The sequence below is a fragment of the Vagococcus intermedius genome (assembly GCF_029144185.1).
Taxonomy (GTDB): Bacteria; Bacillota; Bacilli; order Lactobacillales; family Vagococcaceae; genus Vagococcus_D; species Vagococcus_D intermedius.
Genome location: NZ_CP110232.1, coordinates 460,540 through 480,569 on the forward strand (window position 1 = coordinate 460,540; position 20,030 = coordinate 480,569).

At 35.3% G+C, this 20,030-nt stretch carries 24 protein-coding genes; 13 read left to right on the forward strand and 11 right to left on the reverse strand.

The genetic code is table 11. The annotated features are described in order from the left end of the window. Window positions 1–121: 121 nt before the first annotated feature. Window positions 122–1,087 carry a diacylglycerol/lipid kinase family protein gene (locus OL234_RS02035; RefSeq protein ID WP_275469511.1) on the reverse strand — a complete coding sequence of 322 codons (966 nt, stop codon included), beginning with the start codon at window positions 1,085–1,087 and terminating at the stop codon, window positions 122–124. 218 nt (window positions 1,088–1,305) lie between these two features. On the opposite strand from OL234_RS02035, the gene OL234_RS02040 reads away from it, so the two are divergent. Further along, complete coding sequence (locus OL234_RS02040; protein WP_275469512.1) at window positions 1,306–1,800, forward strand: QueT transporter family protein; 495 nt, start codon at window positions 1,306–1,308, stop codon at window positions 1,798–1,800. Between the two features lie 39 nt (window positions 1,801–1,839). On the opposite strand, the gene argS is transcribed toward OL234_RS02040, so the two are convergent. Then, window positions 1,840–3,531, reverse strand: coding sequence for an arginine--tRNA ligase (gene argS, locus OL234_RS02045; RefSeq protein WP_275469513.1), 1,692 nt, complete (start codon window positions 3,529–3,531; stop codon window positions 1,840–1,842). 256 nt (window positions 3,532–3,787) lie between these two features. Between argS and argR the strand changes: the two genes are divergently transcribed. Continuing rightward, entirely contained in the window at window positions 3,788–4,240 is a 453-nt protein-coding gene (gene argR, locus OL234_RS02050; RefSeq protein WP_275469514.1) for an arginine repressor, read from the forward strand. A 31-nt stretch (window positions 4,241–4,271) separates the two neighbouring features. Here the strand turns inward: argR and OL234_RS02055 are convergent, their stop codons facing one another. Continuing rightward, a complete protein-coding gene (locus OL234_RS02055) occupies window positions 4,272–5,135 on the reverse strand; it encodes an RluA family pseudouridine synthase (RefSeq protein ID WP_275469515.1) in 864 nt (287 codons plus the stop codon). 229 nt (window positions 5,136–5,364) lie between these two features. On the opposite strand from OL234_RS02055, the gene OL234_RS02060 reads away from it, so the two are divergent. The 3 genes from OL234_RS02060 (at window position 5,365) to OL234_RS02070 (ending at window position 9,098) form a co-directional block, all read left to right on the forward strand. Beyond that, window positions 5,365–7,542, forward strand: a complete 2,178-nt coding sequence (locus OL234_RS02060; protein ID WP_275469516.1) for a transglycosylase domain-containing protein — start codon at window positions 5,365–5,367, stop codon at window positions 7,540–7,542. Between the two features lie 115 nt (window positions 7,543–7,657). Further along, complete coding sequence (locus OL234_RS02065; RefSeq protein WP_275469517.1) at window positions 7,658–8,005, forward strand: YlbF/YmcA family competence regulator; 348 nt, start codon at window positions 7,658–7,660, stop codon at window positions 8,003–8,005. Between the two features lie 151 nt (window positions 8,006–8,156). Next, window positions 8,157–9,098 (forward strand): 3'-5' exoribonuclease YhaM family protein, encoded by a 942-nt coding sequence (locus OL234_RS02070; protein WP_275469518.1) that lies wholly within the window; start codon window positions 8,157–8,159, stop codon window positions 9,096–9,098. Between the two features lie 39 nt (window positions 9,099–9,137). Here the strand turns inward: OL234_RS02070 and ytpR are convergent, their stop codons facing one another. Genes ytpR through pepA form a run of 4 tightly spaced genes read right to left on the reverse strand, consistent with a single transcriptional unit; the run spans window position 9,138 to window position 11,690 of the window. Then, window positions 9,138–9,764: a YtpR family tRNA-binding protein gene (gene ytpR / locus OL234_RS02075; protein ID WP_275469519.1), complete on the reverse strand. Its 627-nt coding sequence runs from the start codon at window positions 9,762–9,764 to the stop codon at window positions 9,138–9,140. Window positions 9,765–9,791: 27 nt separating this feature from the next. Then, the gene (locus OL234_RS02080) at window positions 9,792–10,256 is read right to left on the reverse strand and encodes a universal stress protein (protein WP_275469520.1); all 465 of its coding nucleotides are present in this window, start codon (window positions 10,254–10,256) and stop codon (window positions 9,792–9,794) included. 23 nt (window positions 10,257–10,279) lie between these two features. Continuing rightward, window positions 10,280–10,606: a thioredoxin family protein gene (locus OL234_RS02085; RefSeq protein WP_275469521.1), complete on the reverse strand. Its 327-nt coding sequence runs from the start codon at window positions 10,604–10,606 to the stop codon at window positions 10,280–10,282. Between the two features lie 7 nt (window positions 10,607–10,613). After that, the gene (pepA, locus tag OL234_RS02090) at window positions 10,614–11,690 is read right to left on the reverse strand and encodes a glutamyl aminopeptidase (protein WP_275469522.1); all 1,077 of its coding nucleotides are present in this window, start codon (window positions 11,688–11,690) and stop codon (window positions 10,614–10,616) included. A gap of 158 nt (window positions 11,691–11,848) precedes the next feature. On the opposite strand from pepA, the gene OL234_RS02095 reads away from it, so the two are divergent. Together OL234_RS02095 and OL234_RS02100 are read left to right on the forward strand one after the other, a co-directional pair. Then, the gene (locus OL234_RS02095; protein ID WP_275469523.1) at window positions 11,849–12,400 is read left to right on the forward strand and encodes an NUDIX hydrolase; all 552 of its coding nucleotides are present in this window, start codon (window positions 11,849–11,851) and stop codon (window positions 12,398–12,400) included. A gap of 119 nt (window positions 12,401–12,519) precedes the next feature. Continuing rightward, window positions 12,520–12,846, forward strand: a complete 327-nt coding sequence (locus tag OL234_RS02100) for a PepSY domain-containing protein (protein ID WP_275469524.1) — start codon at window positions 12,520–12,522, stop codon at window positions 12,844–12,846. Window positions 12,847–12,879: 33 nt separating this feature from the next. On the opposite strand, the gene trmB is transcribed toward OL234_RS02100, so the two are convergent. The 4 genes from trmB to OL234_RS02120 form a co-directional block, all read right to left on the reverse strand. After that, window positions 12,880–13,521, reverse strand: a complete 642-nt coding sequence (gene trmB / locus OL234_RS02105; RefSeq protein WP_275469525.1) for a tRNA (guanosine(46)-N7)-methyltransferase TrmB — start codon at window positions 13,519–13,521, stop codon at window positions 12,880–12,882. A gap of 62 nt (window positions 13,522–13,583) precedes the next feature. Next, on the reverse strand, window positions 13,584–14,366 hold the full coding sequence (locus tag OL234_RS02110) for a phosphotransferase family protein (RefSeq protein WP_275469526.1): 783 nt from the start codon (window positions 14,364–14,366) through the stop codon (window positions 13,584–13,586). A gap of 124 nt (window positions 14,367–14,490) precedes the next feature. Continuing rightward, the gene (locus OL234_RS02115) at window positions 14,491–15,711 is read right to left on the reverse strand and encodes an ABC transporter permease (RefSeq protein ID WP_275469527.1); all 1,221 of its coding nucleotides are present in this window, start codon (window positions 15,709–15,711) and stop codon (window positions 14,491–14,493) included. Beyond that, window positions 15,711–16,451, reverse strand: coding sequence for an ABC transporter ATP-binding protein (locus tag OL234_RS02120; protein ID WP_275469528.1), 741 nt, complete (start codon window positions 16,449–16,451; stop codon window positions 15,711–15,713). Before OL234_RS02120 ends, OL234_RS02115 begins: the two co-directional genes overlap by 1 nt. A 132-nt stretch (window positions 16,452–16,583) precedes the next feature. Between OL234_RS02120 and OL234_RS02125 the strand changes: the two genes are divergently transcribed. The 6 genes from OL234_RS02125 to OL234_RS02150 all read left to right on the forward strand — a co-directional run bounded on the left by OL234_RS02125 (window position 16,584) and on the right by OL234_RS02150 (window position 19,789). Continuing rightward, a complete protein-coding gene (locus tag OL234_RS02125) occupies window positions 16,584–17,018 on the forward strand; it encodes an HIT family protein (protein ID WP_275469529.1) in 435 nt (144 codons plus the stop codon). Next, a complete protein-coding gene (locus OL234_RS02130) occupies window positions 17,011–17,352 on the forward strand; it encodes a YtxH domain-containing protein (protein ID WP_275469530.1) in 342 nt (113 codons plus the stop codon). Before OL234_RS02125 ends, OL234_RS02130 begins: the two co-directional genes overlap by 8 nt. Before the next feature lie 193 nt (window positions 17,353–17,545). Continuing rightward, a complete protein-coding gene (locus tag OL234_RS02135; RefSeq protein ID WP_275469531.1) occupies window positions 17,546–18,562 on the forward strand; it encodes a peptidylprolyl isomerase in 1,017 nt (338 codons plus the stop codon). 167 nt (window positions 18,563–18,729) lie between these two features. Next, window positions 18,730–18,996, forward strand: coding sequence for an IreB family regulatory phosphoprotein (locus tag OL234_RS02140; protein ID WP_275469532.1), 267 nt, complete (start codon window positions 18,730–18,732; stop codon window positions 18,994–18,996). Beyond that, window positions 18,993–19,424 carry a Holliday junction resolvase RuvX gene (ruvX, locus tag OL234_RS02145; RefSeq protein WP_275469533.1) on the forward strand — a complete coding sequence of 144 codons (432 nt, stop codon included), beginning with the start codon at window positions 18,993–18,995 and terminating at the stop codon, window positions 19,422–19,424. Before OL234_RS02140 ends, ruvX begins: the two co-directional genes overlap by 4 nt. Window positions 19,425–19,471: 47 nt before the next feature. After that, the gene (locus tag OL234_RS02150; protein WP_275469534.1) at window positions 19,472–19,789 is read left to right on the forward strand and encodes a DUF1292 domain-containing protein; all 318 of its coding nucleotides are present in this window, start codon (window positions 19,472–19,474) and stop codon (window positions 19,787–19,789) included. The last annotated feature ends 241 nt before the right edge of the window (window positions 19,790–20,030 follow it).

A 20,030-nucleotide genomic window follows, 5' to 3' on the forward strand; every position in this document is an offset into this window, starting at 1 on the left:
GTGATGGCAACTAAACTTAGATTGGTTGCCATCACAAACCTTAATTTTGACTATCTTACCTGTTCTTTTTCTTAAACTGATCGCCATAGTCAGAGATAGTTAAGAAAAAGAAAGGAGATCGTTACAACCAAAAGAACCGCTCATTTGTGGAGAAGGTCAGTTTTAGTGGTGCCTGACCTAGTTCTTCACCATCTGCTTGACCAAATTGAGCTGTTGACGAACTTAGCTTTAATTCGGTCATTCGATAATGATGAACGTTAGGTGATGTAAAATGAGTCTGTCTTAAGAGTTTAACAGCTAGACCGATTAAACGATAGGGTGGTTGATAATCGACAACGATTAAAGACATATTTGCCTCTTGGGGATTTGCTAGTGGATCTAAGGCAAGCCCACCTCCAAAATAAGGATGATTAGTTGTTGTACAAAGTAAAGCGTTTGGATAGTCGATTTTTTTACCATCAAACTCAACAGTAAGAGGAAAGCCTTTTTGTTTGAAAATGACAGAGCTAGCAGCCAACAAATAACTCATTGACCCTAAGTGGCACATATTCAATAATTTTTTTAATCTCGAGTGATTTGCTTGTGAAACGATTGCAGCATCAATCCCAATTCCGACATTATTATTAACCCATCGCTCTTGGTTTGTAAGATGATTGTGATAGTGTAAGAGATTAAAGCGTTGTGGTTTTTCACAGGTTAATAAGTGATTAAGAGCTGTTAATGGCTCTTGGCTTAAGTTGACACCTCGAGCAAAATCATTGCCAGAACCTGCCGGGATATAGCCAAGAGGGATATCAAAATTATTTGCTAGGGCATTGATGACTTCGTGTAAAGTCCCGTCACCTCCCACAACGACTAGTAAGGGAAAAGGAGTTGTTTTATCACTGGATTCATTCTTCCAAGGAAGTAAGGTGTCAGTTAAGAGTTTTTTGGTAATAGCCATCGCATGACCTTGATAGTCAGTTGTATAAGTGTGATATATGATATTTAATTGTTTTAATCGTGTGGTAATTTTTTTCGAAATTTTTAGACCGTTCCCACTTCCGGCTTTTTTATTTAAAATAAGGTGCAAGTGTAAGTCAATCATAGCGACTCCTTTCATCTTATAAAGTATATCAAAAAAGACTTTAGAAAGGGAGTCTGATAAGTATTAAGACGTAATCTTATTGCAACTATAGGTATTTTGGACTATAATCCAAGAGGGTCATATACGTCAGAGCCTGTAAATTCAGTTAGCTAATGGTATGCTCCACACGCGGTTCATCTACCATCCCGCGTCATCAAAACTAGGAGGAGGAAAATAAGATGGCGACAAGTAAAAAAACAAAGGTATTAGTTTTGAACGGTATTATCGCAGCAATGTATGTTGCGCTGTCACTAGTATCACCCTTTTCACAAGGGATTATTCAGTTTAGGATATCAGAAAGTTTAAACCATTTAGTTGTATTTAATAAGAAACTAATGTGGGGAGTTGTAGGAGGGGTAGTCCTTTACAATTTATTATTCTCAGAATTAGTGTGGTTAGATGTTTTATTTGGTGGTGGGCAAACTTTTCTTGCATTAGGTCTAACAGCACTATTAACACGTTACGTACCCAATGTTAAAATCCGTTTAGCTATGAACACCCTATTCTTTACTATTAGCATGGTATTGATTGCTTGGATGATTGTGATTACAACAGAAGTCCCTATTCCATTTTGGGCAACCTATGGTAGTCTAGCTTTAAGTGAGTTGATTATTATGACCCTATCAGCACCAATAATGTATTACGTTAATAAAAAAATTGATTTTTCTAAATAAAAAAAAGCAACCTCTAATATAACAGAGGTTGCTTTTTTATTACATCTCTTCAGGTGCTTCTAAACCTAATAGACGTAAATCTTCTTTTAAAACAATTTTTACGGCATGAACTAAAGCCAAACGTGAAGATAGGTCACTATCTTCATTTAAGATTTTAACATGTGCATAATATTTATTGAAAGCTTGAGCTAGTTGGATGGCATGTTTAGCGATAATTGATGGTTCGTATTTATCGCCTGCACGAGCAACTGTTGCAGGGAAAGCCTGTAATAACTTAATAACTTCCCAACTTTCAGGATCATTTAGTGAATAGTTAGCGCCGGCTTCCATTTCAAAGTTAGCTTTGCGTAAAATTGAGGCACAACGTGTGTGTGTGTATTGAACGTAAGGTCCTGTTTCACCCTCAAAACGAACAACTTCTTCTAAAGAGAAATCAAAGTTATTTAGACGATCGTTCTTAAGATCGTGGAAGATAACTGCCCCAACACCTACTTGGTGAGCGACTTCTTCTTTGTTGGCTAAATCAGGATTTTTCGCTTCGATTTGAGCTTTAGCTAAGCCGATTGCCTCATTTAAAACTTCTTCTAATAAGACGATTTTACCTTTACGTGTTGACAATTTTTTCCCATCTTTTGTGATTAGACCAAATGGAATGTGGTGAATATCGTTTGCCCATTCAAAACCTAATTCATTAAGAACGGCTTTCAATTGTTTGAAATGACCAGATTGTTCATTTCCTACAACATATAAAGCTTGAGCAAAGTTGTAGTTTTCTTTACGGTATAAAGCTGCTGCCAAATCACGTGTGATATAAAGAGTAGCACCATCAGATTTACGGATTAGGGCAGGGTTCAAGTCATATTTTTCAAGATCTACAATATCTGCACCTTGGCTAGATATAAGTAAGTTTTTCTCTTGTAATAAGTCAATAACAGGTTGCATTTTATCATTATAGAATGCTTCACCGTTATAAGAATCAAAACTAATTTTTAATAAATCATAAACATGTTGGAATTCTTTAAGTGATTCGTCACGGAACCATTCCCATAAAGCAGTGGCTTCTTCATCGCCATCTTCTAGTTTTTTGAACCATGCACGACCTTCAACTTCTAATGTTGCATCAGTTTCAGCATCTTCATGGAATTTAACGTATAAACGTAATAATTCTTGAATCGGTGCTTTTTTAACGGCTTCTTCAGAACCCCATTTTTTATAAGCGACCATTAATTTACCAAATTGTGTTCCCCAATCCCCTAAGTGATTGATGCGAATTGATTGGTAGCCATTTTTGTTCATGATCTCTGCTAAAGAGTTTCCAATAACAGTTGAACGTAAATGACCCATTGACATTGGTTTCGCAATGTTAGGTGATGACATATCGATTGGGACTTGTTGGTTTTGTCCAGTATTATTTTTACCGAAATCAGACCCTTTTTCAGCGATTTCAGTTAATGTCGCATGGCTAACTTGACCTTTGTCTAAGAAGAAGTTGATGTAAGGTCCAACTACCTCAACTTTTTCAAAAGCCTCATCTGGAATATCCGCTACCAAATCAGCGGCGATTGCTTGTGGTGCTTTGCGTAGGACTTTAGCTAGAGAGAAAACCGGAAAAGCAACATCACCATGTTGCGTCGTTTTTGGGTTTTCTAATAGGTTCAAAATTTCTTCAAGTGTTAGATAGTCAGATAAGGCTTGACTAAGAGCTTGTGCAACAACAGTTCTTTCATTCATAATTAGGCCTCCAAATAGTTTGTCTTAATAAGTGAGAGAGTGACTCAATCACTTAATCTTACTTTCAATAAATTATTAAAAGTATAAATGATGATATACTTGAATAATTATACCAAAAAATGAGATGAAATACTATCTAATTAGCTAGGAAGTCTTCTGGTGTGGTGCAACAAATTAGTGGAAAGTAGTAAAAAAAGTAAGTGCTATCAAAGAAAATTTGGTATACTTAGTGAGATAAGAATAGGAGAGGTGAGCTATGAAAAAAAGCAATCGACAAGCAATCATTAAAAGAATTATTCAAGAAAATGAAATTGAAACCCAAGATGATTTGATTCAATGTTTAAAAGCCGAAGGTGTTCAAGCTACCCAAGCAACTATTTCACGTGATGTTAGAGAATTAGGAATTGTTAAAGGTCATACCGAATCAGGGACTGTCAAATATGTTTTAATTGATCAAGGTCAAAATAATACTCGGGAGAGACTTCAAGAAGTAATCGAGGAGTCTGTGGAGAAAGTTAGTCAAGTCCAGTTTATGGTGGTTATTCAGACGTATTTAGGTGCAGCTAATATTTTAGCAGCAATTATTGATGATTTAGAGATGCCAGAAGTCGCTGGGACATTGGCTGGAGCTAACACGTTATCGATTATCACACATTCTAATGAGGAAGCTAAAATAATCAATGATTTTATTTTAGCTTACTTAAAATAAAAAAAACGACCTTATGGTCGTTTTTTTTTATTTACCATAAGCCTGGTTCGGCTTGAACTGTAATCAGCTCTTTAGTAAAGGGATGCTCAAGCTGTAAAGTTTTGGCATGGAGCATCAAGCGCGAGGCTTGCTGTGGTCGAGGGTTATAAAGTGGATCTCCTAAGATAGGATGACCAATACTCTCTAAGTGAACTCTAATTTGATGTGTACGACCTGTCTCTAAGACGCATAGGACGTAAGCTTCATTATTTTCTGATTTTTCAACAGTCACATGAGTGATGGCTTCTTGACCATGAGTAGTTGAAACGATCCGTTTACGTTTGTCGTGGCGATCAGTTGTGATTTTTTTATTGATTGTAAAGCGACCTTCATCCAAATTGCCACTGACAAGAGCTTGGTAGATTCGGGTGATATCTTTAGCTTCTAACATCCGACCTAAAATAGGTAAGATAAAAGGATTTTTAGCAAAGACAATGGCGCCACTGGTATCTTTATCTAAACGATGTACCACATAAGGTAGCTGATCAACTGGTTCAAGATAAGCTGCTACGTGATTGAGTAAGGTATGATTTTCCTCAGGTGTGTTAGGGTGTGTTTTCATACCATAAGGTTTATTAACAATTATAAGATGATCATCTTCGAATAAAACTGTCACGTTTTGGCTAGAACCTAAGGCAATCTCAGGTTGTTTATAGTCGCTATCTTCAAAGGTTAATGTAATAATATCTCCAGCGTTTACCTGTTCATGGAATGGAAGTACTTGGTGATTAACAAGGACATTGCGGCGTGTTCTCAAAAAGTGACGAACTTTTCGGGGGACTAACCAAACATTTTCTAATAAGCTGGCTAGATCCATTGATTCAAAATTTTCTGGTAGTGTTAAGGTATATTCCATTAAGTAAGTTGCTCCTCTAGTATTCTTTAAATTAGTGTAAAAAATGTTAAAAATCAGTAATTCTTATGCATTGTATCACATTTTTTGAATAACTTCATGGTATGATGAAGCACAGAGCTCAAAAGAACATCAGACTTAGGGCCCAGTTTATTAAGTGAAATATATGATAAAATAACTATAGTAATAATCATTTTATGAGTAAATGAAGGATTGTTTGAGGGGTGAGAAGATGGATGAAAAAAAACTAACAGAGCGTATTAAAGCGTCTCTACACAAATTTTGGATGTGGTTAAAGCCTTATCTTATCCAGTTTCACCATTGGCGTAAGCGAGTTTGGAAGAAGTATCAGATTAATAAAATCATTGTATTAGTGACGTTAACAGTGATGTTAGTCACGAGTATTTATTTGTTTTATCTAGCTAAAAGTGCCAATGTAGAAACGTTAAAAGCAGGGCTGTCACAAGTAACAACTGTCTATGATCAAGAGGATCAAGAGGCTGGAACCTTATATGGGCAAAAAGGGACCTTTGTTGAGTTAGATAAAATATCACCTAATTTGGTTGATGCTTTAGTCTCAACTGAAGATCGACGCTTTTATGAACATAAGGGCTTTGATGTTAGAGGAATAGCCAGAGCGGTTGTTGGCGTTTTAACGAGAGGTCATATTACTGGGGGAGGTAGTACGATTACACAACAATTAGCTAAAAATGCCTATTTGACACTAGACCAAACCTTAAATAGAAAAGCGAAAGAATTATTTTTAGCGATTGAAATTGAGAAAAAGTATTCAAAAGATGAAATCATGGAGATGTATCTCAACAATGCTTACTTTGCAAATGGTGTTTGGGGAGTGGAAGATGCCTCGCATAAATATTTTGGTAAAAATGCAGCTAATCTCACGGTAGATGAAGCAGCAGTCATTATTGGGATGTTAAAAGGCCCGACCATTTTTAACCCAATTGACAATTTTGAGGCAGCCAAAGATCGTCGTAATACCGTTTTAGAGGTGATGGCAGAAAATGGTAAGATTGAGCAGGCGTCTTCTGAACAGATGCAAAAAGATGAGTTGTATTTATCAGATGACTATGAAGATAAAAAAGGGTATCAGTATTTAGATTATTTTGACGCTGTTATCAACGAAGCTGAATCTCGTTATAAAATTAAAGATGAGGATTTATTAAATAAAGGGTATAAAATTTATACAGCCTTAGATCAGCAGTATCAGCAAGACATGGATACGACCTTTAAAAACGATGATCTTTTTCCAGAAGATGCAGAAGATGGTGAAAAAGTTCAAGGTGCTTCGATTGCCTTAAACCCAAAAACAGGAGGGGTTCAAGCCGTAGTAGGAGGTCGGGGCGAACATGTGACGCGTGGTCTAAACCGAGCTACTCAGTCTTCTTTATCACCTGGTTCGACGATGAAGCCTTTGGCTGTTTATACACCAGCCTTGGAGTCCGGTTACAAACCAGATGATATGTTAAAAGATGAGAAATTAAGTTTTTATGATGTTGAAAACTACGATAATGTCTATCGGGGTGAAGTGCCGATGTATCAAGCTATTGCAGATAGTTTAAATCCATCTGCAGTATGGTTGTTTAATAAAATTGGCATTGAGGTTGGTGCGAAAAAAGTTGAAAAATTTGGGATTAAACTCGATGAAAAAGATCATTATCCAGGGTTGGCTCTAGGTGGGATGACTAAGGGAACGACTCCTTTAAGAATGGCAAGTGCCTATACAGTATTTGCCAATGAAGGTAAAAAAAGAGACCCTCATTTTATTCGTAAAATAGTTGATGCCACAGGAGCAGTCGTGGTTGACAATGAAGAAGCCAAAGTAAAAAGTGTGACGACCCCAGAGGTTGCTGATAAAATGACAGGTATGTTACAAGGTGTTTTTAGTTCTGGAACAGGGGTAAATGCTAAACCAGATGGGTATCAAATCGCCGGTAAAACAGGGACAACTGAAAGTGTCAATGTTGACTCACAATCAAAAGATCAGTGGATTATTGGGTATACACCTGATGTTGTGATTGCTACATGGATTGGCTTTGATGAAAGCAGTGAGATTCATTATTTGACCGGGACAAGTAGTCAAGGAATCTCTTTGATTTTCAAAGACCAAGCTCAACGGATTTTGAGCCATTCCCCACAGACGCCATTTGAAGTGGCAGATGTGAGTCAATCTCTGAAAGAAGAAGAGGCAAACAACAAAGAAGAGACAGAAAAAATGAAAGCTGAATTCCAAGAAAACTTAGCCAAGTTAGGTGATAAAGTCAAAGAAGGAACTGACTATGTTGGTGAACGTCTGAAAGAAGGTGCGGGTGATTTGGGTGGTCAATTGAAAGAAGGCGCACGTGAATTCCGTGATCAACTAGGTAGTTTATGGAATAAGGTAAACCAATAAAAAGTCTCTCATTTATTTGTTTAAAATCGTTAATTTAAGCTGAAAGGCTAGGAAAAAAGCAGGAAAAATGTTATTCTAGTAAAGATTAGAAATAGAGAGAAAAGGGGTATTTACTATGACAGTTAATATTTATGATAGTGCTAACCAAATTGAGAAAGAAATCCGCGAATTACCAGAATTTGTTGCGTTAAAAGACGCTTTTGCAGCCGTTAAAGCTGATGAGGCATCGTTTGAATTATTTAAAGAATTCCAAACATTGCAAATGGAATTGCAACAAAAACAAATGCAAGGTGGCGAATTCTCAGATGAAGATGCTACTAAAGCTCAAGAACTAGCTGAAAAAGTTCAAGCATCTGATTTAATTAGTGAATTAATGACAAAAGAACAAGGCTTCAGCATGATTGTAAATGATTTGAATCGTATCATTATGAAACCAATTCAAGAATTATATTCAGAAGCTTAAGCGACTAATTTATTTAATAAGAGTCCATCACATTTAGTGATAGACTCTTATTTTCTTATGAGATAAACTTATTTATGTCAGCTGATAGAGTGGATACACTATTAGCGTCAAAAAACTAGGTAGCTAGTTTTAATGAAAGGATGAAGGGATAATGAAAAAATTAAGAGAATTAGCAATTGATGAAGCTTTTGAGATGTTTGTATTAGTTAAGCAAGCTGATGTACGTATGGCTAAAAATGGTAAAAAATTTATAGCCTTTACCTTTCAAGATACATCAGGAAGCATTGATGGAAAATTTTGGGATGCTTCAGAAGAAGAAATTAAGCGTTTTGTAGCGGGCTCTGTTGTTATGTTGGGAGGAAAACGTGAAGTGTATCAAAGTAACCCTCAAATTAAAATTTTACACTTACGACTGGCAACTGAAGAAGAACCAAACTCACCAAGTCTCTATATGGAGAAAGCACCAATCCAGCGTGAGGAGATGATGGAAGAAATTAATCAAACCATTTTTGATATTACGAATGCTAATTGGAATCGGATTGTCCGTCATTTATTGACTCAATATCAAACAGAATTCTTTGAGTTTCCAGCAGCCAAAAGAAATCATCATGCTTTTGCTGGCGGGCTAGCTTATCATACTGTTTCGATGTTACGTATTGCTAAATCAATTTGTAAAGAATACCCTGAGTTAAATCCAGCCCTACTTTATTCAGGTGTTATTTTACATGATTTAGGAAAAGTTATTGAATTATCTGGTCCTATTTCAACCGAGTATACCTTGGCTGGCAATTTAGTTGGACATATTGTTTTAGTGAATGAAGAAATCACGAAAGCCTGTCAAACATTAAAAATTGACGATCATTCAGAAGATGTTTTAGTATTAAAACATGTTATTTTAGCTCACCATGGTTTATTAGAATACGGCTCACCTGTTCGCCCTAAAATTTTAGAAGCAGAGGTTCTTCATCAGATTGATAATTTGGATGCCTCAATTCAGATGATGTTAGGTTCTTTAAAACAAATCGAACCAGGTGACTATACGGAACGTATCTTTGGAATGGACAATCGTAATTTTTATTTACCACGTATGTAAAAAAAGAGTTAACCTAATTACTAGGTTAACTCTTTTTTCTTATAAAATATAATCTTTGGCAATAAAGGCTGTCCCAACGGTTATAGATTCAGGTAATTCTAAAATACCTTTTGCTTTTGGAGCATTTGGAACAGCTAATTCACTAGCTGAACAAATCATCCCAAGACTTTCAACACCACGTAGAGCACCAGGCCAAATCATTAGCCCATCAGGCATCATAGCGCCAGGTTTAGCGACAACAACTTTTAGGCCTTCACGAATGTTTGAGGCACCGCAAACGATTTGTAATACCTCACCATTGTCAACCTCAGTTTGAGTGACAGAGAGGTGATCTGAATCTGGGTGTGGCACACATTCTTTAACAAAACCGACAACAATTTTTGGGCGACCATCGTCTGTTATGGCTTCCGTAAATCCTTGTGTAGTTAGCTCATCGTTTAGAGAAGCTAGTTGTTGGCTAGTTAAGAAAATTTGACCGTTACCAGTTATATCTGGCAATAAGATTGAGGCATCAAAAATATTCCATGCAACCGTCTCATTTGAGTCTTTTAAAAAGACACGTGTAATAGTGCCGCGGCGTTCCATTTCTACTGCTTGTCCATTTGCATTTGCAACGGTTACTAAAAGAGTATCACCGACTGCTTTTTTATTATAACTAAAAATCATTATATTCTCCTTTAAATAAATCTACTATTATTTCTCATCAAGGGTAGGTCTAACTACTAAAACATCACAAGGGGCGTTACGAATGACATAGTCACTGACGCTACCCATCATTAATTTTTCGACGGCACTTAAACCAGATTGCCCGACCATAATCAAATCAGCTTGATATTTTTGAGGTAATTCTTCAGCCATTAATACTTTTGGCGAACCAAAAGCTAAAACTGTCTCAACTTGAGGACATCCTTTTTTTATAGCATGTTGCTTGTACTCTTCTAAGACTTCTTTAGAACGATCAGTTTCCTGTTGTAATAAATCAGCATTTGTTAATGAGTATCCCATATTACCGTATAAACGATTTTCAATAATATGCACGACCACAACTTTAGCTTTGTTACGTTGTGCTACAAATAAAGCTTTGTCAAAGGCATTACGAGCTTGTTCACTACCATCAATTCCAACGAGGATAGTTTGATATTCTTGTGTTTCTACCATAATGTTCACCTTCCTATCGAGGTTTAGTTTAAAGTGTCTGTTACTTCAGTTAGAAAAGTAACGACATCTTCTTTGGTTTTTCGTTCTTTATTCACAAGGCGACCTTGTTCTTTGCCATTAACAGTTACGATAAAACTAGGGATACCAAACACTGCCCAGTCACTGCAGAGATCAATGTAGGCATCACGATCTACTTGGATAAATTTAAAATTGGGAAAAGCAGCCTCAATCTCAGGCATAACTGGTTTAATATAAACACAGTCACCACACCAATCTGCTGTGAAGAAAAAGACACACGAATCATTTTCAACATAACCAGCGAGTTCTTCTAAAGAGCTGGGGATAATCATAAGTGACCTACTTTCCGTAAATGATTTCGTTAACTTTATCGGCATCTAAAGCTAGTAATGATTGAATGACCATCTCTTTAGCTGCATTGTAGTCTTCAATATTAAACATTGTTTGGTGGGTATGGATATAACGACCTGCTACCCCAATCACTGCACTAGGGACACCATTATTCATTAAATGAGCTGCACCGGCATCTGTGCCACCTTTAGAAACAAAATATTGATGCTTAATTTTATTTTCTTCAGCAACATCTAATAAGAAATTACGCATACGTCCAAGCGTAATCATACCTGGATCGAAAATACGAACTAAGAAGCCTTCACCTAAATGGCCAAAAGTATCTTTTTTACCATTTAAATCATTGGCTGGAGAACAGTCAACCGCAAAGAATAGATCTGGTTGGAATTTGTGTGTTGAAGGGCGTGCTCCACGTAACCCAACTTCTTCTTGGACATTAGCTCCAGCAATTAAAGTAAATGGCAGGTCCATATCTTTTAGTTCTTCCAATACTTCAATTACAAGGGTACAACCATAACGGTTATCCCAAGCTTTACTAATGATATTTTTACCATTAGCTGTTTTAATTGTCTCTGAAACAGGGACGATGCTATCGCCTGGACGAACACCGTAGCTTTCAGCTTCTTCTTTTGAATCAAAACCAGCATCAAATAAAATATCTGATACTTCAAATTTTGCTTGTCCATCAGTGCCACGTAATAAATGCGGCGGTACTGATGAAGAGATAACTGGATAGTTTCCTTTACGAGTCTTTAAAGTGAAACGTTGAGCTGAGACAACATATGGGTTCCAGCCACCTAGTGGGACAACACGGAACATCCCATTGTCTTGAATTTGTGAGAGCATAAAACCTACTTCATCCATATGGGCTGCTAACATAATTTTAGGCGCATTTTCAACTTTACTCTTACGAATACCAAAAACACCGCCTAAGCCATCATAGTCAATTTTATCGACAAAAGGTGCGATTTCTTTAGTCATTACCTCGCGTACATCGTCTTCAAAACCACTTGTACCTTGAATTTCTGTCATTTTTTTAATTAATTGAAAAGTTTTATCTTCCATAATTGTCACCTCTGCAAGTTGCAGAGCTCACCTCACTTTCGTGTAATATCTATATTATAACGCATAGAGGCTAATATTTCATTGCTTTATCTGTTTAAATTAAAGGCTATGTTATAATAATCAAAGAAGATATAGTTGTGTTTTGAGGAGGAGAGGTAGTGCCTGATTATTTAGACAGTATAAAACATTTTAGACCAACAACTCAACAAGAAAAAGTAGACCAACACCAAATTTTGATCTATGAATCGCTCTTTTCAAATTTATTGGAACGTCAAAATACTATAGCGCATTATACTAGTTCATTATTTATTGTTAATAAAGAGCGGACTAAAGTCTTATTTATTTATCATAAATTATATGACGCGTGGTGTTGGGTAGGAGGGCACGCTGATGGTGAGAAAAATTTAGCTAAAGTTGCTTTGAAAGAAGCTCAAGAAGAAACCGGGCTAGTTGATGTTAGCTTAATCTCTAAAGAAATTGTTAGTTTAGATATTTTACCGGTGGCCGGGCATTTTAAAAAAGGGAAGTGGGTTAGTGCCCATCAACATTTATCAGTAGCTTTTTTGGGTGAGGCAGATGACACTCTACCATTGAAAGTCAATCAAGAAGAGACAAAAGCGGTCTCTTGGTTGCCTATTGAGCAGCTTGAAGTGAAGTCAGGTGAGGCTCACATGTTACCAATCTATCAAAAAATAGTGGCTAAAATTTGATAGATAACTCATTAAATTGTCATAAAACCCATAATTGTTATTAATAAAAGCTAGCTTTCATGCAAAATGTGATAAAATAAACAATAATAATGATTCGATTAAGAAAAAGGGGCTTTGATATGAGTAAAAAAATGACGGAGTATTTAGGTATAGGGCTAGGAATTGGTGTAGTAGTAGGTGTAGCCGCTTCCATTTGGTATAGAAAAAAAGCGACAGTCGATGCTAATTTAGTATTAGAAAAAGTAAAAAAATCATTTCTTGAAGAGGGGCCAATTGAAGGTGCATGGATTCAATATCATCAAGAACCCTTACAAAAATTTGCTTTAAAGACCAAAGTCTATCTAGGTGGGATTACCCGACTAGAAGATGATGAGATGATTCAATATGAGTTTGTGGCAGATGCCTATACGGGAAGTGTTTTAGACATCTACCGCTTAGAAAATTAAAAAAAGACCTCCTAATTAGGAGGTCTTTTTTTGTTATTTAGGAAAGTAAGCTTCTACTCGGTAGATACGTTGACCACGGCTTGAGAATTTTTCTTCATATTCAGTCATAATATTACCTTCATAAGAGCTTGTATGTAAGTCTAGCCAAACTTGTTTGATAATCATGCCGTACTGTGAAAAGCTACCTAGTGAGTATTCAAAAAGACCTTGATTATCAGTTTTAAAGTGAATCTCTCCATTATCTGGCAAGATTTTTTCAAATGTCGCTAGAAACGTTTTATAAGTCAAACGACGTTTAGCATGTTTTGTTTTAGGCCAAGGATCAGAAAAGTTGAGATATAACAGGCTGATTTCCCCTTTTTCAAAGTAATCAGTTAGATCACGACCGTCTGCATGGAGTAATTGAAGGTTTGGCAACTCTTCAGCGATTAATTTATCTAGAGCAACAACTAGGACGCTCATTTCAATTTCAATCCCAATATAGTTAATATCAGGATTAGCTTTGGCCATTTCAGTGATAAATTGCCCTTTTCCTGTTCCAACTTCGATATGGATAGGTTGTTCTTGTTTAAACCGTTGTTGCCAACGACCTTTCCAATTTTCTGGATCAGATACAACATATTGTGGGTATTCTAAGATACGATCTTTAGCCCATGGTTTATTTCTTACGCGCATAATAATTCTCCTCTTTTTTTACAATTAAAAACTCTCTGATATTATATCAGAGAGAGTGGTAGTTAATAAACATAAAGTTCTTTTAAAAGTGTCATTTCCTGATTTAATTGCTTTGTATCTTGACGGATATGACAATTTTTAATTCTTATAAGAAAATCAATTCCTGCGTACCAGAAGATACGATCGATATTTTCTTGTGTATCAGGTAAACCATAGCGTTCTAACCAGGTACCCCATTCGCGATAAGGAAGATAACGACCTAAGATAGTTCCTAGGTCTGTCGCAGGATCAGCTAACATGCTTGACTCCCAATCAACTAAATATAGTTTTCCAGTCTCAGATAATAACCAATTTTTATGGATTGGATCACCATGGCAAGCAGAGAAACCACTTTCTTTAGGAATATTATCTTCAAGATAATGTAAAACCTCTCCTAAGTAGTCGTCTTTCTTCAGCTCAAAAGGTAACTCTTCAGCATAGTAACTGATAAAATCAAGTGGTGTTCGTTTATTTCCACCAACGCGACCCAACATATTTTTTAAAGACTCAGATTCGTGTAAATGTTTTAGAACAGTCACGACATCGTCGTTATGTCCTAATTCTTGAGGTCTTAATAAATTACCATCTAACCATTCTTGTGCTGTTAAAACAGCACCGTCACTGGTTCGTTTAGTCCAGACTAGTTTTGGTGCGATTTCTTCACGTGAAAGGGCCGCTAAAAAAGGAGAAGCGTTGCGCTTTATAAATACTTTTTCAGAGTCAGACATCCCCATATATGCTTGACCAGTATCTCCTTTTATCGGTTGGAGCAACCATTTTTTATCAAATTGAAAATCAGTAGTCATTTTTGCTCCACCTTTAACATTGTTTACTCTATTCGTACCCTCCATTGTAAGATTATGTTTGTTCTTCGTCAAGAGTGTTTTTAGTTTATTTTAGCTGATAAGAAAATAATTTAAAAACTATTTTTTAAAATCGATCCATTTTTTTGAGACGACTCGGAATATAAAAGAAAGTTAATAGGACAATTTCACTTACCAAGGCACTAATCAAGCCAAGGCTTTCTTTGAGAGTCTGTAAGTTAAAGACACTAACAATTGTAAAAATCAAGCCACTTACCAAGATAACTTGGCTGATAAGATTCGTAATGGCCTGCTTTTGTTGTGAGTGACTAACTGGATAGAGTTGGGTCATCAGCATATAGTCAAATTGTTTATAGAGAGGAATTAACTGGAATCCGATTAAATAAATGAAAACCATGGCAACCAAGATAATTAAAATAAAATCATCTAAAAAAGCTAGAATGATTGAACCAATTAGCACTAAGCGTAGAGCTAATCCACTAAATGTTGTGCTACGTAAGAAGCTATGTAAAAATAAATAGTAATAAGTGTTAGCTTGTACAGGTTTTATCAAGGTGAAAAGTGGGTCTAGCCATTTACGACGTTTAGTTTTAGTTGTGATACCTGGAACGTCAGTGAACAAGTTAATAAATTGATAAATTACTTTTAAGCGTTGTTGCTCTGTTTCAATCAAATACTCCCAAGCAATTGTCCGACTGGCAATAATTTTTTTCGCTTGGCTTAAAAAATAAAGAGTCATGATGGTAGCGAGTAAGAGAGCAATGATTGGAAAATCAAAAGCAATCAAGCTTGAGGTAATAAATGCTGTTATTAGCCAAAAGCTGAAAAGTTTTTTGATTTGTTTATCAGTATCTACAAAATGTTTACTTAACAAAATAGCTAGATGACTTGCTTTAAGCCCCCATAAGCTAGCAATGATTATGATAAATGAGACTAGGTCAGTGCGATTAAGTGCAATCATTAGAGGCATTAACATACCAGTTATCAGTGCAATAGCAATAAAAGGCAAAGAAAGAGAATGCCTGTAGGCCTGCTTTAAATAAAGAGTCATTTCTTTTTCTTTAGGTAAAAGAAAAAGAAAATCCGCCTCCTTAGCCAGAGTGGCTAGTTTGCCAATAAATAAACTGCTAAATAAAATTAGAAGACTGATTAATTGACCTGGAAGCCAACCTTTAGAAAGTGTCTTGACAAAATCAGCATAATAAAAGCCAAATCCTCCTAATAAGAAGGTTGAGACTAACACAATATGATCATTAAAAACATATTTTAAATAACGCATCAGTTTATTTTGATGTTGGTTCAGTCGCTTTTTATAAAAAGTGTCCATCAGCTTGTAACTCCTTCTTCTTTTGTTAGAGTGAGGTAAATATCATCTAATGAAGAATGAGGTAAATCGAATTCCTCTCTTAACTCATTTAAGGTACCAACGGCTCTAACTTGCCCTTCATGTAACACGATAAAGCGATCACAGTATTTTTCTGCCGTGGCCAGGATGTGAGTAGACATAAGAATCGCCGCGCCTTGATCACGCATCGCTAGCATCAATTCTAATAAAGAATGGATCGCTAAAGGATCAAGACCTAAGAAAGGTTCGTCGATAATATATAGACTAGGTTCTACTAAAAAAGCACATAGTACCATGACTTTTTGTTTCATTCCTTTGGAAAAATTAGCAGGAAACCAGTCTAGTTTATTTTCTAGGCGAAAAGTTTGTAAAAGAACATTTGCTCGTTGCCAGACAACTTCTTGTGGGATATCATACGCCATGGCAGTAATCTCGATATGTTCTTTTAAAGTTAATTCATCGTATAAGATAGGTGTTTCGGGAATGTAACCAATTTTTTTACGATAATTATTAGGATCAGCTTGGAGCGTCTGATTGTCAATCATGATTTTTCCTTTGTGAGGAGTGAGGAGACCAATAATATTTTTAATAGTCGTACTTTTTCCTGCTCCATTTAACCCGATTAACCCTACTAGTTCCCCTTTTTTTATTTCAAAATTAATATCTTTTAAGACTGGTACGGGACCATACCCACCAGTTAAGTGCTCGATTATTAAACTCATGTTAATTCCTCCGATAAATTGTGTGTGCTTAATTATATCATAATCATTTTTACAAGTAGAGAATAGCTTTGACTTTTAGGTTAACTATCACGTATCATGAAGCATATAAGAAATTAAAAGGAGTTAGTGATTATGGAAAATTGTATCTTTTGTAAAATAGTTAAAGGAGATATTCCCAGCTATAAAGTCTATGAAGATGAAGCGGTCTATGCTTTTCTTGATATTACGCAAGTAACAGAAGGTCATACATTAGTTATTCCTAAGAAACATGTTAAAGATATTTTTGAATATGATGAAGACTTGGCAAGTAATCTATTTGCTCGTGTTCCTAAGATTGCTCGAGCTTTAGAAAAAACCTTCCCAGAGATGGCAGGTCTAAATTTAGTTAATAATAATAAAGAATTAGCGTATCAATCCGTTTTTCACTCCCATCTTCATTTAATTCCACGTTATAGTAAGCAAGATCAATTCAGCCTCACTTTTGGTGAGACTACTAAAAAGTATACAACTGAGGAGATGGCAGAGATGGCACAAGCAATTAATGAACAGGTGATGGCCAATGATTAAACGATTTGCCAAAGGGATCTTAGTTGGGAGTGTGTTAGGTGGTGTTTTAGGGACGTTACTTGCTCCTCGTAGTGGTAAAGAAACTAAACAAAAACTAGCGGCTGATATGGATGAAGCAACGGCTGTGACGACTGAGTTAAATGATAGTTTAGCCAAATTTAAAGTCTCGCTAACTGAACTAAAAAAAACAGCAGATGATTTGATTCCTAAAACAAAAGCTGAAACAGAAGAACGAATTCAACATTTTAAATATCAGGCTGAACCACGTTTAAATGAAATAAATAAACAAGTCGATAAAATAAAATCACGTTTGGATCAAGAAAATAAGTCATAAAGTTAGAAGAGTTTATGCCTAAGTTGAAGTAAACAGTTAAAAAATCACTTTTTTTGTGAATTTTATTAGATTTTGCTTTAAAAATTACAAAGACTTATCTTGTTTCTAAGAGTCAGTATGGTATAGTTATTTAGTAAATATTTTGTTACACCAACTTTAAATAAAAATTGAAATGAAATGGAAGTGTAAGTAATTGAAGAAGAAAAAATTAGCCTTAGCAGTGGTCAGCCTATTTAGCGTGATGACACTAGCAGCCTGTTCAAGTAATTCAAGTAAAGACCTTGTGACAATGAAGGGCGACACGATTACGATGGAAGAATTTTTTGATGAAATTAAGACAGATCAACAAGTCCAAGGTAAATTGCAAAATTCAATCATTTTTAAAGTAGCTGAAAATGGTTATGGCGATAAAGTTGAGAAAAAAGAAATTGATAAAATGTTCAATGAACAAAAAGAACAATTTGGGGATCAATTTGAGTCACAACTAGCCGCAGCTGGTATGACAGAAGCTAAGTATAAAGAAACAATCAAACAAAGCCTTGCTTTCAAAAAAATGCAAGAATCACATGTCAAAATTACAGACAAAGACCTAAAAGCTGTTTGGGAAAGTTTCCATCCAGAAGTTGAGGTAGACCTAATTGGCATGACTGATGAAAAAGAAGCTAAAAAAGTGTTAGATAAAGTAAAAGATGGCGAAGATTTTGCTAAATTAGCGAAAAAATATTCAGAAGACCCATCAAAAGATGAAAAAGGTCGTGTGATGTTTGATTCAACTTCAACTGCTGTTCCAGGAGAAGTTCAAGCCGCTGCTTACAAATTAAAAGATGGTAAAACATCAGATTTAATAGAAGTAACTCAAACGGGACAAGATGGTTCAGAAAGTAAAGGTTACTATATTGTTAAAATGGTTAAAAATCAAGAAAAAGGTAACGATATGAAACCTTTCAAGAAAAAATTAACTAAATTAGCTACGGATCAAAAAATGGCAGATTCTGAATTTATTCAAAGCGTTATTTCTAAAGAATTGAAAAAAGCGAATGTTAAAATCAAAGATAATAGCTTAAAAGGTGTGTTAGCAGGGTTTGTTGAAGAAGAACCAGCTAAAAAAGAAGACAAGAAAGCTGATGACAAATCAGAGTCTAAAAAAGATAAAAAGTCTGACGATAAAAGCTCAGAAGGAAAATCTGAAACTACTGTAGACAAAAAATAAAGTTTAATTTAACAATTAAGTGTGAATCAAGTGGTGCCACTGCATCACTTGATTCTTTTTGTTAATCAGGATTTAATTAAAAGATATTATTTGTGATTTAGTCATTTTTCTTGTAGAATATATAGTAAGCTCATAAATGAAAAGTGAAAGAGACGAGGTGGGGACAAATGGCATTTGATGAAACAACTCAATTTAAGTTTGACGATTTTTCAGAACAAGAAGTCAGTGAAACTTTAGTAATGATTTATCAAGCATTAGAAGAAAAAGGTTATAACCCAATCAATCAAATTGTTGGTTATTTATTATCTGGAGACCCTGCGTACATTCCACGTTATAAAGATGCTAGAAATATTATTCGCCGTCATGAACGTGACGAGATTATGGAAGAACTAGTTAGAAGCTATTTAACTGGTCATGGTACTGAGATTAAATGAGAACAATGGGATTAGATGTGGGCTCAAAAACAGTTGGTGTTGCTATTAGTGACCCACTTGGTTGGACAGCTCAAGGGATTGAAATTATTCGTATTAATGAAAATGAAGGAAATTTTGGTTACGATCGTGTGAAAGAACTTGTTGATGAGTATAAAGTAACACAGTTAGTTATCGGCCTACCGAAAAATATGAATAATAGTATTGGCCCCCGTGCTGAGGCTTCTATGGCATACGGTACAGAGATTGGAACTATTTGCCAACTACCAGTAGCTTATCAAGATGAGCGTTTGACAACTGTTGAGGCGGAAAGAATGTTAGTCGAACAAGGAAATGTCTCACGGGGTAAGCGTAAAAAAGTGATTGATAAATTAGCAGCAGTTATGATTTTACAAAACTATTTAGATAAACATGCTAAGTCATTATTTTAGTTTGTGAATAGAAGATAATTTTAATATTAAGAAAAGAGGAATGTATTATGTCACATGATCACAATCATGATCACGATCACGAACACGATTTTATTACATTAGTAGATGATGAAGGAAATGAAGGGTTATTTGAAATTCTATTAACCATTGATGGTGAAGATGAATTTGCCAACAAACAATATGTCTTATTATTTCCAGCAGGTGTTGAGGAAGATGATAGCCAAACAGATGTTGAGTTATTAGCTTATCAATATATTGAGGCTGAAGATGGTCAAGAAGGCGAATTACGTAATATTGAAACAGATACTGAATGGGATATGATTGAAGAAGTCTTCAACGCTTTTGTTGAAGAAGAAGAAGCATAAACCAATTTAAATCAAAAAGAGAGTGGAAACGTCTGTTTCTACTCTCTTTTTTTTATTTTTATTAGAAAACTAAATACTAAATATGTCTTTATTATGTTTTTAAAAAAAATTAATAACAAGTTTAAAACTAAACAAGCAAAAAATTTCTTTGTGAATATTTATTATTAAAGAGCAATAAAAAAACAATGATATAACATATTTTTATTGTTATATAAGTATTATATTGTTATTTAAATCAAAA